Below are 12,869 nucleotides of genomic sequence, written 5' to 3' on the forward strand. Positions count from 1 at the left end.
GTATCGCCGGAAAAGTGCGGAGAAAGGGGCTGCGATGGCGACCGGATACAGACAGTGGGGCAGGGCTGCGGCATTCGTTGCCGCGGTCGTCGCGCTCGGGACGGGCGAGGTGACCGCGGCTGCCGCGAGCGAGCCGCAGTTGGCGGCGGCGAACGGGGTCTACGCGTGGGGGGTGACGAACGCGATTCTCCGGACGCCGGCGACAGTCTCGTCCGGCGTGTCCGCGGTGTCGGCTGGGGGGCTGGTCGCGCTGGCGCTCAAGAACGGCGCCGTGATCGCCTGGGGGGACAACAACTTCGGCGAGACCGAGGTGCCCGCGGACCTCGCGTCCGGGACGAGTCAGATCGCCGCCGGCTGGACGCACGGGCTCGGCCTCAAGGGCGGCAAGGTGTACGCGTGGGGGAACGACTGGTACGGCCAGACCGATCTTCCGGCAACGGTGTCCAGCGGTGTGACGGCGATTTCCACCAGTTCGGTGCACAGTCTCGCGTTGCTTCAGAACGGCCAGGTCGTGAGCTGGGGCAGCCGGTCGGACGTGCCGGACTTCGCGCAGTCGGGCGTCGCCGCGATCTCGGCGGGTGGGGACCACAACCTCGTGCTGAAGAACGGCGGCGTGCTCGCGTGGGGCAACAACACGTATGGCCAGGCAACGGTTCCGGCGGCGGCGCAATCCGGGGTGACGGCGATTTCGACCGGATTCGAGCACAGTCTCGCGCTCAAGAACGGCGGCGTGCTCGCGTGGGGGCGCGACAACGTCGGCCAGACTGACGTGCCGCCGGCGGCGACGAGCGGGGTGGTCGCGATCGACGCGGGATGGAACCACAATCTCGCGTTCAAGGCGGACGGGTCCGTCGTCGGCTGGGGCAACAACACCTACGGCCAGGCGACCGTGCCTCGGCCGCCGATCTGCGGGCCGGTTGCCAGCGGGTCCGCGGGCGACGAGTTCAGCCTGGTGGTGACGGATCGTTCGATTCCCTGCCACTGAACCGAAAAACGGAGGGGCGGCACTCGGCCGCCCCTCCGCCGGGATGGGTCAGGAAATGGTGCCCGACGGGCTGAAGCTGGTGCCCGACGCGGCGGTGCACTGCATGGTCCAAGGAGTCCAGCTGCCGTCGGACGCCTTGTGGAACTCGAGTTGCGCGGAGAGCGCCGTGTCGAGGCCGAACGTCACCGTGCCGGGGCTGGCCGGCGCGGTGTAGGTCGGGATCGACGACGTCGACGTCTGCGCGATGTTCACCGTGATCGGGCCGCCCGCCGGGTAGATCTGCTCCGGGATCTGCAGGCCGGAGGCGTCCGACGGGGAGAGCGAACCGTTGTCGACGGTGATCGGGACGTCGGCGGTGCCGCGGATTCCGTCGTAACCCGCGGCGGTGAGCAGCGCGTGGACCAGCGCGGTGATGGTCGCGGTGCCGGAAACGTTGGTCGGGGTCGTGGTGCCGTTCACAGGGATCGTGTCCGGGCCGTTGAACTGCGCGGTGACCGCCACGTTCTGCGCCGGGATGGCCGGGAACGTGCAGCTGTAGGTCGCGGGTCCTGCCTGGTAGGTCGCGGTGGCGGCCGAGGCCGTGCCCGCGGTCAGGACCGCGATCGCGCCTACCGCGACGCCGGTCATCACGCCGGTGGACAGTTTGCTGAGCCGGGGCATACCATTCTCCTTAGATCGGACTGCAGTTTTCGCGGCGATCCTGCGCAGTGGGGACGGAGGTTTCCGCGGATTCCGTTCCGGGACATTCGCCGGGAACGGGGATCGGCTCGGTAGGGAATCCCGGCCGCGAGCCCAAGGTTACCCGTGAGTTCAGTCGACAACAACCCTGCTCCGCGCCTGGTCCGCAGGTCGGCAACTGGACCGATTCTTTTGTCAGTGGCAGCGTAAACAGTATCGGCGTTTCGTGCGGGGGTGACAATTAATTCAAGATCAGGTATGCGAAAAAGGAGTACCGGAAAGGTATCCGGTACTCCTTTTTCATGGGATTGATCAGTTCTTCGAGGTCAGGGTCAGGGATATCGTGTTGTCCGGTCCGGACACCAGCGCGCCGAGTGCGAGATCGGCGATGAAGCAGTTCTTGAAGTCCGGAATGGTGTAATTGCCGGTGAGCGTGATCGGCTTGGTGATGTCGACGTTCGCCGCGCTCAGGGTCAGGTCGATCGGCTTGACGGTCGTGCAGCTGCCGGGCACGGTCGGCACCGGGAAGACCGGCACGATCGGGCCCGCCCAGATGTCGCTGATCTCCATGTTCGCGGTTTCGTGGGTGGTGAGGGTGCCGTTCGCGAGGCTGCCGGTCGCGGGCGCGGTCGGGGTGACGGTGACCGTCGCCTTGATCTTGAAGCCGCCGGCGAGCAGCGAAATGTGCGCGGTGGACGGCGGCAATTGCAGATTGGCGTTGAGTCCGACGGCTCCGGTTTGGTCGTCGACCAGGAGATTTCCGGCGAGAGTTCCGGGGCCGAGGTCGAGCGTGCTGCCGGTCTTCTTCACGACCGTGCTTCCCGCCACCGAGTAGGAGATCGGAATGGGTATTTCGGTCGCCGACGCGGGAACGGCGGAGGCGAGGCTGACCGCGGTCGCGGCGGCCGCGGCGAGCACGCCGATTCGGGCGATCCGGGAAATGGGCATGACGGTACTCCTTCGGCGGTGAGGAAACAGAATTTCATCGGGGCGCGAGATCCGTGACGTACCAGTTTCCGTCAATGCGCTGAGCGGTGACGGACAGTTGTGCCGCAGCGGTTTCCGGAGTGGCGGAATTCCCCCTCGTGGCGGACTGGTCGAGGAAAACGAGCAACTGTGCGTTGTTTTCGGTGAGTTGCTGGACGGACGTGGCGGAGACTCGCGAGGCGAGGGTCAGTCGCTGGCCCGGGGCCATGGTGCGGACCTGGGCGAAGAGCTTCTCGTAGGAATCGCGGGCGTGGCCGCGCAGCAGGGTGGCGGCGGCGTTCTCGGTGACGCCGGTTTTGTCGTAGGTGTAGGAGAAGATCTTGTTGAGGGTGAGGCTGATGGCGGAGGTGACTTCGGCGGTGGCGGGTTTATCGGTCAGCGCGTGGTTTGAGGCGGCAGCGGACGCGGAGGTGGAGCGGGCTTCGACGGTGCACCAGACGCCGACGGCGGTGAGGAGGACGGTCAAGGCCAGGAGGAGTGCGGGGAGGCGGCGGGTGTTCGCGGGTTCGGGGTCCGGGGAAGGTGGGGTGGTTGGCTCGGCGTCGAGTGGGTCGGCGGCCGAGGGCTGAGTGGATTTGGTTTCGGAGAGGGGAGTTTGGACCGGTTCGGTGGCGGTGGGTGGTTGATGGGGATTGGAGGTTGGTGCGGACTGCTCGGGAGTTGAGCCGGTGAGTGACGGGGCGGCTTCCGCGGTGGTGGGCGGGTGAGCGGCTGTGTTGGCTGGCTGGGCGGTTTCGGCGGAGGTAAACGCCTCGCCAGTATTGGCTGGCTGGGTGGCTTCTGCCGCGGCATTCGCACGGCCGGTGTTGGGTGGTTGGGTTGCTTCGGCTGCGGTAGGTGCCTGGCCGGTGTTGGGTGGCTGGGTTGCTTCTGCCGTGGCAGGCGCGTGGCCGGTGTTGGGCGGCTTGGTGGCTCCGGCTGCGGTAGGTGCCTGGCCCGTGTTGGGCGGTTGGGTTGCTTCTGCCGTGGCAGGCGCGTGGCCGGTGTTGGGTGGTTGGATGGCTCCGGCTACGGCTCCGGCAGCGGTAGACGCGTGGCCGATGCTGGCTGGTTGGGCGGCTTTTGCTGAGGCGCACGCCCGGCCCGTCTGGGCTGGCCGGGCGGTTTCGGCTGCGGCAGGCATCTGACCAGTACTGGCTGCACCCGGCTGAGTGGTCTCGGCGGAAGCGGCGAGCGGGTCTTCGGATGAGCTTGTGCCAGCTGGGAAATCGGCAGGTCCAGTGCGGGACTTCGACCGGCGCAGACTGAGTTTCATGATCCGGCGACCCCCAACTGCTCCAGGGTGCTGAGTTTCCAGCCTGACGCCGTGCGGGTCAGGGTCGCGGCCAGGCGGGTCCGGCGGATGGGCTGGGCGGCGCCGTCCTTGGACACGGTGATTTCCACTGACGCGAGGAGTTTCGCCGTACCGGCTTCGGCGTCCAGGTCGGAGAGTCCGGCGTCTAGGACGTGGCCGGTCGTCGTGGAGCCGTCGGGTGGGACGTTGCCGGGCAGGGTTGTTTGGAGGGCGCCGGTTGTCGCGGCTTGCCAGCGGGCCAGGTCCTGATCTCGGTGGTGGGGGTCGAAGGTGGTGACGGTGGCGATCAGGGTTCGGCCAGCCGCCACAGCTTCGTCTCGGGTCTCGCCTGCGGTTGAGGTCGGAGCGGTTGCGGCGTCGTGCCACGACCAGGCTGACCAGGCGGCGAAAGCGGTGGCTGCGGTCAGGGCGATTCCGGCGACCCACGTCATGGTGCGGCGGGACTTGGCGGTCGAGCTGTCTTCGTCGACGGGTGGGCTGTCGGCAACTGAGTCGGCGGCAGGGGAAATGGCGTCGTCGATGGCAGCGGGACGCTCGGAGTCGTCGATGGGACGGGAATCGTCAACCTCAGCACCAGAAGCGGCGCCACCGGAAGAAGCCACCTCCGGCGACACCTTCAGTTTCCCCGGCGTAGCCACAGCATCTCCTCCAGATCAGTCGACGTCGGAAGCCCGCCAGCCACCCCGGAGAGACCCCCGGGCTTGGCAGGTTCCGGCACCCCGGCATGCGGTGCGTTCTGCGAACCGCGCACCGAGGACGGGTCTCCAGCGGGCAGGGTGCAGGCGGCGGCGGTGTTGAACGGGAGCACCGGCAGGTCCTCGCTGCTGCGGTACTTCGTGCTCTCGTAACCCTTCCGGCACGGAGGCGGGTCGAAGAACGTCAAGGCCAACGACAGTTTCCCGCCGTCGGGGGTGATCGCCGACGACGTCGCGGCCACGGTTTTCGGCAGGGTCACCAGCAGCTGCTCCAGACCGTCGGTTCGGGCGCTGAAGACGTCGGCCGTCGTGAGCAGGTTTGCCATCAGGATGGGCAGGCCTGGGCTGGTGTCCCGCAGCAAGCCCGTCACCTGGGTAGCGGCGGGCGGGGCGGTGGCGATCAGTTTCCGCAGGTCGCCGTCGGAGGACGCTAGCTGCGAGGCGAACAGGCGGGCGTTTCGGCTGAAGTCTCGCCACGCGGTCGAGGAGGCGGCTTGGGTTTTCAGGACCGTCGAGCCGTCATCGATGAGTTTCACCGTCGAGGGCAGATGGCTGGAGGCGGAGTTGGTGAAGGACCTCGCGGTGTCCATCAGCAGTTGCAGATCCGGGCCGCTGCCTTGCAACGCGTTGTCCAGTTCGTTCACCACGGTGCGCAGGTCCTCTGTCGGGACCGAAGCGGTCAGGGAGTCCACATCGGACAGGAACGTCTGCACGGGAAGCGGCAGAGCGGTTGCGCTGCGGGGGATTACGCTGCCGTCCTCCAGAAAAGGCCCCTGGTCGGTTGAAGGTTGCAGGTCGACGTATTGCTCGCCCACCGCGGAACGGTTCGCGACGATTGCGCGGGAGTGTGAAGGGATCGGCGGAGCGGACGTGTCCAGCAGCAGGTCCGCTTCCATGCCGTGGTCGGTCAGGCGCAGTTGACCGATCCGGCCGACGGCCACGCCTCGATAGGTGACCTCGCCGTTGGTGAAGATGCCGCCGCCTTCCGAAAGCTCCAGGCGGACGGTGTAGGTACCGGCACCGAGAAGGCGGGCGATTCCGGCGTATTTCGCGCCGACGAAGGAAGTCGCGGCCAGCGCGACGATCACGAAGGCGATGACCTGGACCCGGATCCGTCTGGTGAGCATCAGTGACCCCCAGGCGAAAGCGGCAGGGTCGGGAGTCCTGGTGGGACGCCTTGGCCAGGCGGCGGCAGCGGGACGCCGGGGCCGGGAACCATCGAGGCGTAGACGTTCACGTAGTCGCCCTTGATCGCGTCCAGCACGGGGTCGGTGAACGGGAACGAGGGCAGGATTTCCAGCGCCTTGGGCAGGTTTTGCCCGGCATCGGCCAGCCGGCGCAGGATGGGGGCGAGTGCGCGCAGGTCGGCGGCCAGGTCGTCGCGGCTCTTGTTCGTGACGTCGGTGGCCACTGTGGACAGTTGGTCCAGCGATTGCAGCATCGTCACCAGCTGCGGCCGCTGGTCGGTGAGGGTCTTCAATCCTGGCGTCAGGTCGGTGAGGGCGTCGGCGATCTGCGAGTTGCGGTCGGCCAGCGTCGCGGAGAGGTGGTTGAGGCCGTCCAGCGCGGCGGTGATGTCGTGGCGGTGGGCGTCGAGGTTCGTCATCAGCTGGTCGACTCCGGCGAGGAAGCTGCGGATCTCTTCCTCGTTGCCGTCCATGGCTTTCGTCAGTTCGCGGTTGATCGTCTGCAGCTGGCCGATTCCGCCGCCGTTGAGCAGCAGCGACAGCGCGCCGAAGATCTCCTCGAACTCCGGGTTGCGGTTGGTTCGCGACACCGGGATGACGGCTTTGTCGCCCAACTGGCCGGAGGGGGACGTGACCGGCGCGGCCAGTTCGACGAATTTCTCGCCCAGCAGTGAAGATTGCCGCAACCGCGCGACGGCGTTCGCGGGCAGGCGGACGTCGCCGTTGACGGCCAGGACGGTTTCGGCGGTCCAGCCGTCGGAGCCCAGCCGGATCGATTGGACGCGGCCGACGGGGACGTCGTCCACCTTCACCGCGGCCTGCGGGACCAGGTCCAGGACGTCGGCGAACTGGACGGTGATCTCGTACGGATGCGCGCCGAGGTCCGCGCCGCCGGGTAATGGGAGGTCGTAGACGCCGTGGAAACCGCTGGGTGCCGCACAGCCGGCGAGCGTGCTCACCGCCAGTGCGAGGAAAAGCCGTCGCGCCTTCATCGGCCGCCTCCCGTCACGGCCGCGTCCGTTGCCGGCAGCGGCAGGTATTCCAGCAGGTCGGAGCGGCCCTGCAGACGTCCGGTGGCCGGATCGACCGCGTTCAGCACGTTCTGGGCGGCCAGCGGGGCGACGTCCAGCGCTTCGGCCAGCGAAGCGCGTTGGTCGACCAGGATCTGCGTCGTCTTGGCCAGTTTGTCTACATTGGACTTGATAGCAGCCCGGTTGTCCCGGATGAAGCCCTGGACGGAGGCGAGCGCGCTGGCCAGCGAGCGCAGCGCGTCAGAGAGCTCGAAGCGGTTCGCGGCGAGGGTGTCGGACACTTTGGCCAGCTGCTGGTTCACGTCCGCGACCTGGTGATCGTTCGTGGCGAGCATGGTGGTGAACTTCTGCAGCTCGTCGACCGTGCCGAACAGGTCCGAGGAGTTGCCCGCCAGCGTGCGCGCGAGGCGGGCGAAGTCGCGGACGGAGGTGTTGAACGCCTTGCCGTTGCCGTCCAGGTTCGCCGCGCCCGTCCGCAGAAGATCCGACAACGCGCCGTTGGAGTTCGCGCCGTTCGGACCGAGTGCTTTGCTCAGCGTGTCCAGACTCGAGTAGAGCTGGTCCAGCTCCACCGGCGTGCCCGTGCGGTCGGTGCCGATCACCGCGCCGTCGGCGAGGCGCGGGCCGCCCCGGGCGAGTTTGCCCAGCTGGACGTAGCGGTCCGCGACCACGCTTGGCGCGATGACCAGCGCGGTGGTGTCTGCGGCGACCGGGATGTGCGGATCTACCGATAAGTCGACACGGACCTGCTCGCCCTGCGGGAGCACCGCGGTGACCTCGCCGACCTTCACCCCGAGCACCCGGACGTCGGATCCGCTGTAGACACCGACGGCCCGCGAAAAGTACGCCGTGACGCGGTATCGGCCCGATCCGGAGAACACCCACCACAGCACGCCGCAGACCACCAAGGCCATCACCAGCACGAAGACGACGAAACGGTATGCGCGCGTGGTCATTTCGCGCCTCCTCTCGGCGGGATGCACGGATCGCGGTTCTCCGGGATGAGGCCGCACAGGTAGCTGTCGAGCCAGCGGCCGTTGCCCGCGGTGTTGTTCAGCACGCGGAAGTACGGCCCGGCGAGTTTGAGGCTTTGCGTGAGGTTCGCGTCTTGGCGTTGCAGCAGGTCGGTCACCTGGCCGAGCTGCTTCAACGCTGGCGCGAGCTGCGCGGTGTTGTCCGAAACCAAGCCGGACAGCTGCTTCGCGAGCTGCTGGGTTCCGACGAGCAGCTGGTGGATCGCCTCGCGGCGGTGGTCCAGTTCGGTGAGCAGCAGGTCGCCGTCCTTGACGAGCTTCTCGAAGTCGTCGTTCGAGTTGGCGAGCGTGGTGGTGAGTTTGCGCGCGTTGGCCAGCAGTTCGGCGATCTCGTTGTCGCGCGACGAGACCGTTTTCGACAACGCGCTGAGCCCGTCGAGCGCGGTGCGGACGTGCTGCGGCGAATTGCGGAAGGTGTCGCTGATCGTTGAGAAGCTGGTCGCGAGCTGTTTCGTGTCGATCGCGCCCGCGGTGTCGGCGAGGCCGTTGAACGCGTCGGTCACGTCATACGGGGTCACTGTGCGGTCGCGCGGGATGGGCTGGTCCGGGTTCTGCTCCGCGCGGCCGGACGGGTCGAGGGCGAGGAATTTCCGGCCCAGCAACGTTTTGATCTTGATCTGCGCCGACGTCCGGTCGCCGATCCAGGCGTTCTTCACCCGGAAGCTGACCAGCACGTGGTCGTCGTCGAGGTCCACTTGGGACACCTCGCCGACCTTGATCCCGGCGATCCGCACCTCGTCGTCGGCCTGCAGCCCGGCGGCCTCGCCGAATTCGGCCTGGTAGGTGGTACCGCCGAGGAACGGCAGGTTGTGGTAGTTCAGCGTGCCGGTGAGGATCGCGGCCAGCGCGACGCTGCCGACGATGCCCAGCACGAGCGGATTGCGCTCCCGGAACGACTTCACGCGCCACACCTCGCCGCGGTCGCCGCCACTCCGCGCGGCGGCGAAGTTTCCAGGACGGCCTTGCACAAGTAGAAGTTCATCCACGAGCCGTACGACCCGAGCGTGCCGATGCGGTCCAGCTTCTTCGGCAGCGTGGTCAGGGCCTTGTCCACGTCGGCTTCCCCCTTGTTCAAGTTCTGGGTCAGCGCGTCGAGACCGGAGACGCTGTCCTTCAGTCCCGGCCGGATTTCGGTGAGCAGACCGCTGGTGGACTGGGTCAGCTCGGCCAGGCCGGACACCGCGTCGCCGATCGCCGTGCGGTCCTCGGCGAGGCCGGACACGAGCTGGCGCAGGGTCGACACCAGCGTCGCGAGCGAATCCCCCTTGCCGTTCACGGTTTTCAGCACCGAGTTCAGGTTGCCGATCACCTCGCCGATCACGCGGTCCCGGCTGGCGAGGGTGCTGGTGAGCGATCCGGTGTGCTGCAGCAGTTCGGTCACCGTGCCGCCTTCTCCTTGCAGCACTTGGACAATCTCGCCGGAGAGGTCGTTGACGTCCTTGGGCGACAGGGCCTGGAAGAGCGGTTTGAAGCCGTTGAACAGGTCGGTCAAGTCGAGTGCCGGAGTTGTGCGGTCGAGGGGGATTTCGCCGTCCGGAGGCAACACCCCGGCGGCGGCGCGGGGGCGTTCCAGTGCGAGATAGCGCTGGCCGACCATGTTGCGGTACTTGATCACCGCGGTCACGTTGGCGGGCACCGTGCGGCCGTTCTCGAGCGAGAAGCTGACGTGCGCGCGATTGTGATCGATCACCCCGAGGTCTTCGATCTGCCCGACCTTCACTCCGGAAATTCGCACGTCATCGCCGACATTCAACGCGGTGGCATCGAGGAAAGTGGCCCCGTACCGCTGGCTTCCGCCGACCGAACCGCCGGTGATCGACAACGCGAGAACGACCGTCGCGAGGACCGTGACCAGGATGAAGATCAGGCTTTTGACCAGGGGAGCGACAAGGTTTCTCACTTCGCCGTCACCTCCGTTCCGCGGTAGAGCGGGCCGACGAGCACGCTGCCCCAGGTCGGCACGTCAGCGGTCGACATGCCCAGCGACGGCGCGATCAGCGGGGCCAGGAACTGCTGCTCCTGCGGGGAATTCGCGATGCCGAGGTCGCCGGTCGACGGCGTGGTCGCCGGAGTTCCGGCGCTCGGCACGACCCCGCTCGGGTAGCAGCGCGGGCCGGTCTTTTCGGTGTAGGCGGGCGCGTCCTTGCCCGGCACGTATTTCCCGCGCGACTGCGACACGGTGACCTCGACGTGCAGGCCGGGTTCCTTCGATCCGGCGCCGAGGATCCGGTCCATCGACGGTTTCATGTCGGTGAGCGCCTGTAGAGTGCAAGGGAAGCTGGGGGAGTACTTAGCGCCGATTTCGAGCGGACGGCGGCTGTCCGCGGACAACGCGATGATGTTGTTCCGGTTCTGCCGCAGGAACGTCGTGAGGTCTCGCGACGACGTCGTGACCTGCTGATACAGCGAGCCGAGGTCCGTGCGCTTCGCGTCGACCGTGCCGAGGGTGACCGACGAATCGGTGAGCGCGTCGAGCAGATCGGGCGCGATGTCGCCGTACATCCGGGTGACGGTGGCCAGGTCGCGCACGTTGCGGTCCAGCTGCGGCAGGTTCGGGTTGAACCGCCGCAGATAGTCCGACGCGGTCGCCAACGTCTGGCCCAGTTGCGCGCCGCGGCCTTGCAACGCCGTCGAAACCGCGGTCAGCGTGGTCGCGAGTTTCTGCGGCTGGACGGCCTTCAGCACCGGCAGCAGGTTGTCGAAGACCCGCTCCAGTTCGATCGCGTTCGCCGACCGGTCCTGCGAGATTACGTCTCCGGCCTGCAGGGGGCGCTTCCGGCCAGTGTCCGGAATGGACAGTTGGACGTACCGTTCGCCGAAGAGGGTCTTGGGCACGAGCAACGCGGAAACATTGACCGGCAGCCATTTCACCTGCTCCGGGTCCAGCGCCAGCGAGATCTCGGCGCCGCCGCGGATCGCGTGCACACCCCGGATCTCGCCGACCACGACGCCGCGCGCCTTCACCTGCCCGCCCGCGCGCAGCTGGTTGCCGACGCGGTCGGCCTGCAGCGTCACCGGGACCGTGGTGGTGAAGTCCTTGTTGTAGATCTTCACCGTGAGCAGCACGAACGCCGAGAGCGCCGCCAGGAACAGCACCCCGGCGGTGCGGACTCGGGTCTTGTGCCAGCGCCGGTTCATCCGGCCACCTGGACGGTCGTCGTGGCGCCCCAGATGGCGAGGCTGAGGAAGAAGTCCAGGACGCTGATCGCGACGATCGCCGTCCGCACCGCCCGGCCCACCGCGACGCCGACGCCTGCTGGACCGCCGCTCGCGCGGAAGCCGTAATAGCAGTGCGCGAGCACCACGACGACGCTGAAGATCAGCACTTTCCCGAACGACCACAGCACGTCGCCGGGCGGCAGGAACAGCAGGAAGTAGTGGTCGTACGTGCCCGCCGACTGCCCGAAGCCCCACACCGTGACCTGCCGCGACGCGAGATACGACGACAACAGCCCCACGGCGTACAGCGGAATCACCGCGACGAACCCGGCGATCACCCGCGTGGTCACCAGGTACGGCACGCTCGGGATGCCCATCACCTCGAGCGCGTCGATCTCCTCCGAGATCCGCATCGCGCCCAGTTGCGCGGTGAACCCGCAGCCGACCGTCGCCGACAACGCCAGCCCAGCCACCAGCGGCGCGATCTCGCGCGTGTTGAAGTACGCCGAAATGAACCCGGCGAACGCCGACGTGCCCACCTGGTTCAGCGCCGAATACCCTTGCAGCCCCACGACAGTCCCGGTCGCGACGGTCATCCCGACCATCACGCCGATCGTCCCGCCGATTACCGCCAGCGCGCCGCTGCCGAAGCTCACCTCGGCCAGTAGCCGGACGATTTCGCGCAGGTACCGGTGCACCGCGCGCGGCACCCAGCCGAGCGCGCGCAGGAAGAACAGGATCTGGTCGCCGAGAGTGTCGAGGAAGCCCAGCCTGCGGTCGATGGCCTCGAGCACGCGCGTCGGAGTCGGGGTGGCCATCAGCTTCCCTTCGGCGGCACGAGCTGGAGGTACACCGTGGTGAGGATCAGGTTCAGCACGAACAGCAGCAGGAACGTGATGACGACGGACTGGTTCACCGCGTCGCCCACGCCCTTCGGCCCCCCGCGCGGATTCAGCCCGCGATAGGACGCGACGACCGCCGCGACGAACCCGAACAGCAGCGCCTTGATCTCGCTGATCCACAGGTCGGGAAGCTGTGCCAGCGCGGAGAAACTCGCCAGGTACGCGCCCGGCGTGCCGCCCTGCATGATCACGTTGAAGAAGTAGCCGCCGAGCACGCCGACCACGCTGACCATGCCGTTGAGGAACACCGCCACGCCCATCGCGGCCAGCACGCGCGGCACGATCAGGCGCTGGATCGGCGAAACTCCCAGCACCTCCATCGCGTCGATCTCCTCGCGGATGGTGCGGGAACCGAGATCCGCGCACATCGCGCTGCCGCCCGCGCCCGCGATGAGCAGCGCGGTCACGATCGGGCTGGCCTGCTGGATGATCGCCAGCACGCTCGCCGCGCCGGTGAACGACTGCGCGCCGATCTGCGTGGTCAGCGACCCGATGTGCAGCGCGATCACCGCGCCGAACGGGATCGACACCAGCGCGGTCGGCAGGATCGACACGCTCGCGATGAACCAGAACTGCTGCACGAGTTCACGGAACTGGAACGGACGGCGGAACGTCAGCCGGACGACGTCGAGCCCCAGTGCGTAAAGCCGGCCGGTCTGGTGCAGTGCCGCGGCGCCGGGAAACGCCATCGCCCGACCTCCCAGCAATTTCCGGGCACGGCGGAATGCCCGCCGAACGCCCGTTCCGGTGCTGATCCGTTTGGCGGACCGGGACGGAAGCGAAAGCGTCGGCGGGGTTACCGTGCGGTTTCGTTACTGGTCAGTACGCTAACGAGGGCCTTGCCCGCAGACAAGAACTTGCCCCGTCCTGCGGGGTCACGGCGTCGTAACCGCCGAATTCTTGTGCGGTTGTGACAA

General features: G+C 67.6%; 13 protein-coding genes. 1 reads left to right on the forward strand and 12 read right to left on the reverse strand.

What is annotated here, in order from left to right; translation table 11 throughout:
* Nucleotides 1-34 precede the first annotated feature (34 nt).
* A complete protein-coding gene (locus ABZX37_RS14020; protein ID WP_354739351.1) occupies nucleotides 35-985 on the forward strand; it encodes a hypothetical protein in 951 nt (316 codons plus the stop codon).
* A 48-nt stretch (nucleotides 986-1,033) separates the two neighbouring features.
* Here the strand turns inward: ABZX37_RS14020 and ABZX37_RS14025 are convergent, their stop codons facing one another.
* The 12 genes from ABZX37_RS14025 to ABZX37_RS14080 all read right to left on the reverse strand — a co-directional run bounded on the left by ABZX37_RS14025 (nucleotide 1,034) and on the right by ABZX37_RS14080 (nucleotide 12,641).
* Nucleotides 1,034-1,645 carry a DUF6801 domain-containing protein gene (locus tag ABZX37_RS14025; RefSeq protein WP_354739353.1) on the reverse strand — a complete coding sequence of 204 codons (612 nt, stop codon included), beginning with the start codon at nucleotides 1,643-1,645 and terminating at the stop codon, nucleotides 1,034-1,036.
* Between the two features lie 330 nt (nucleotides 1,646-1,975).
* Nucleotides 1,976-2,611 carry a hypothetical protein gene (locus tag ABZX37_RS14030; RefSeq protein WP_354739355.1) on the reverse strand — a complete coding sequence of 212 codons (636 nt, stop codon included), beginning with the start codon at nucleotides 2,609-2,611 and terminating at the stop codon, nucleotides 1,976-1,978.
* A gap of 34 nt (nucleotides 2,612-2,645) precedes the next feature.
* Nucleotides 2,646-3,116, reverse strand: a complete 471-nt coding sequence (locus ABZX37_RS14035) for a hypothetical protein (RefSeq protein WP_354739357.1) — start codon at nucleotides 3,114-3,116, stop codon at nucleotides 2,646-2,648.
* Between the two features lie 785 nt (nucleotides 3,117-3,901).
* On the reverse strand, nucleotides 3,902-4,582 hold the full coding sequence (locus tag ABZX37_RS14040) for a hypothetical protein (protein WP_354739359.1): 681 nt from the start codon (nucleotides 4,580-4,582) through the stop codon (nucleotides 3,902-3,904).
* Nucleotides 4,561-5,766 (reverse strand): MlaD family protein, encoded by a 1,206-nt coding sequence (locus tag ABZX37_RS14045; RefSeq protein WP_354739361.1) that lies wholly within the window; start codon nucleotides 5,764-5,766, stop codon nucleotides 4,561-4,563. Before ABZX37_RS14045 ends, ABZX37_RS14040 begins: the two co-directional genes overlap by 22 nt.
* On the reverse strand, nucleotides 5,766-6,818 hold the full coding sequence (locus tag ABZX37_RS14050; protein ID WP_354739363.1) for an MCE family protein: 1,053 nt from the start codon (nucleotides 6,816-6,818) through the stop codon (nucleotides 5,766-5,768). The genes ABZX37_RS14045 and ABZX37_RS14050 overlap by 1 nt, the downstream gene beginning before the upstream one ends.
* On the reverse strand, nucleotides 6,815-7,813 hold the full coding sequence (locus ABZX37_RS14055; RefSeq protein WP_354739365.1) for an MCE family protein: 999 nt from the start codon (nucleotides 7,811-7,813) through the stop codon (nucleotides 6,815-6,817). The genes ABZX37_RS14050 and ABZX37_RS14055 overlap by 4 nt, the downstream gene beginning before the upstream one ends.
* Complete coding sequence (locus ABZX37_RS14060; RefSeq protein WP_354739367.1) at nucleotides 7,810-8,793, reverse strand: MCE family protein; 984 nt, start codon at nucleotides 8,791-8,793, stop codon at nucleotides 7,810-7,812. Before ABZX37_RS14060 ends, ABZX37_RS14055 begins: the two co-directional genes overlap by 4 nt.
* Complete coding sequence (locus ABZX37_RS14065; RefSeq protein ID WP_354739369.1) at nucleotides 8,790-9,791, reverse strand: MCE family protein; 1,002 nt, start codon at nucleotides 9,789-9,791, stop codon at nucleotides 8,790-8,792. Before ABZX37_RS14065 ends, ABZX37_RS14060 begins: the two co-directional genes overlap by 4 nt.
* Nucleotides 9,788-11,029: an MCE family protein gene (locus ABZX37_RS14070; protein ID WP_354739371.1), complete on the reverse strand. Its 1,242-nt coding sequence runs from the start codon at nucleotides 11,027-11,029 to the stop codon at nucleotides 9,788-9,790. Before ABZX37_RS14070 ends, ABZX37_RS14065 begins: the two co-directional genes overlap by 4 nt.
* Nucleotides 11,026-11,868 (reverse strand): ABC transporter permease, encoded by an 843-nt coding sequence (locus ABZX37_RS14075; RefSeq protein ID WP_354739373.1) that lies wholly within the window; start codon nucleotides 11,866-11,868, stop codon nucleotides 11,026-11,028. The genes ABZX37_RS14070 and ABZX37_RS14075 overlap by 4 nt, the downstream gene beginning before the upstream one ends.
* A complete protein-coding gene (locus tag ABZX37_RS14080) occupies nucleotides 11,868-12,641 on the reverse strand; it encodes an ABC transporter permease (RefSeq protein WP_009074192.1) in 774 nt (257 codons plus the stop codon). The genes ABZX37_RS14075 and ABZX37_RS14080 overlap by 1 nt, the downstream gene beginning before the upstream one ends.
* Between the last annotated feature and the right edge of the window lie 228 nt (nucleotides 12,642-12,869).

The sequence above is a fragment of the Amycolatopsis sp. NPDC004079 genome (assembly GCF_040610415.1).
Classification (GTDB): domain Bacteria; phylum Actinomycetota; class Actinomycetes; order Mycobacteriales; family Pseudonocardiaceae; genus Amycolatopsis; species Amycolatopsis halotolerans.

Excerpts from the sequence above, each read along its gene's own strand:
- ABZX37_RS14055 (WP_354739365.1), bottom strand. The coding sequence starts at position 7,813 with ATGACCACGCGCGCATACCGTTTCGTCGTCTTCGTGCTGGTGATGGCC.
- ABZX37_RS14050 (WP_354739363.1), bottom strand. The coding sequence starts at position 6,818 with ATGAAGGCGCGACGGCTTTTCCTCGCACTGGCGGTGAGCACGCTCGCC.
- ABZX37_RS14045 (WP_354739361.1), bottom strand. The coding sequence starts at position 5,766 with ATGCTCACCAGACGGATCCGGGTCCAGGTCATCGCCTTCGTGATCGTC.
- ABZX37_RS14075 (WP_354739373.1), bottom strand. The coding sequence starts at position 11,868 with ATGGCCACCCCGACTCCGACGCGCGTGCTCGAGGCCATCGACCGCAGG.
- ABZX37_RS14070 (WP_354739371.1), bottom strand. The coding sequence starts at position 11,029 with ATGAACCGGCGCTGGCACAAGACCCGAGTCCGCACCGCCGGGGTGCTG.
- ABZX37_RS14080 (WP_009074192.1), bottom strand. The coding sequence starts at position 12,641 with ATGGCGTTTCCCGGCGCCGCGGCACTGCACCAGACCGGCCGGCTTTAC.
- ABZX37_RS14020 (WP_354739351.1), top strand. The coding sequence starts at position 35 with ATGGCGACCGGATACAGACAGTGGGGCAGGGCTGCGGCATTCGTTGCC.
- ABZX37_RS14025 (WP_354739353.1), bottom strand. The coding sequence starts at position 1,645 with ATGCCCCGGCTCAGCAAACTGTCCACCGGCGTGATGACCGGCGTCGCG.
- ABZX37_RS14030 (WP_354739355.1), bottom strand. The coding sequence starts at position 2,611 with ATGCCCATTTCCCGGATCGCCCGAATCGGCGTGCTCGCCGCGGCCGCC.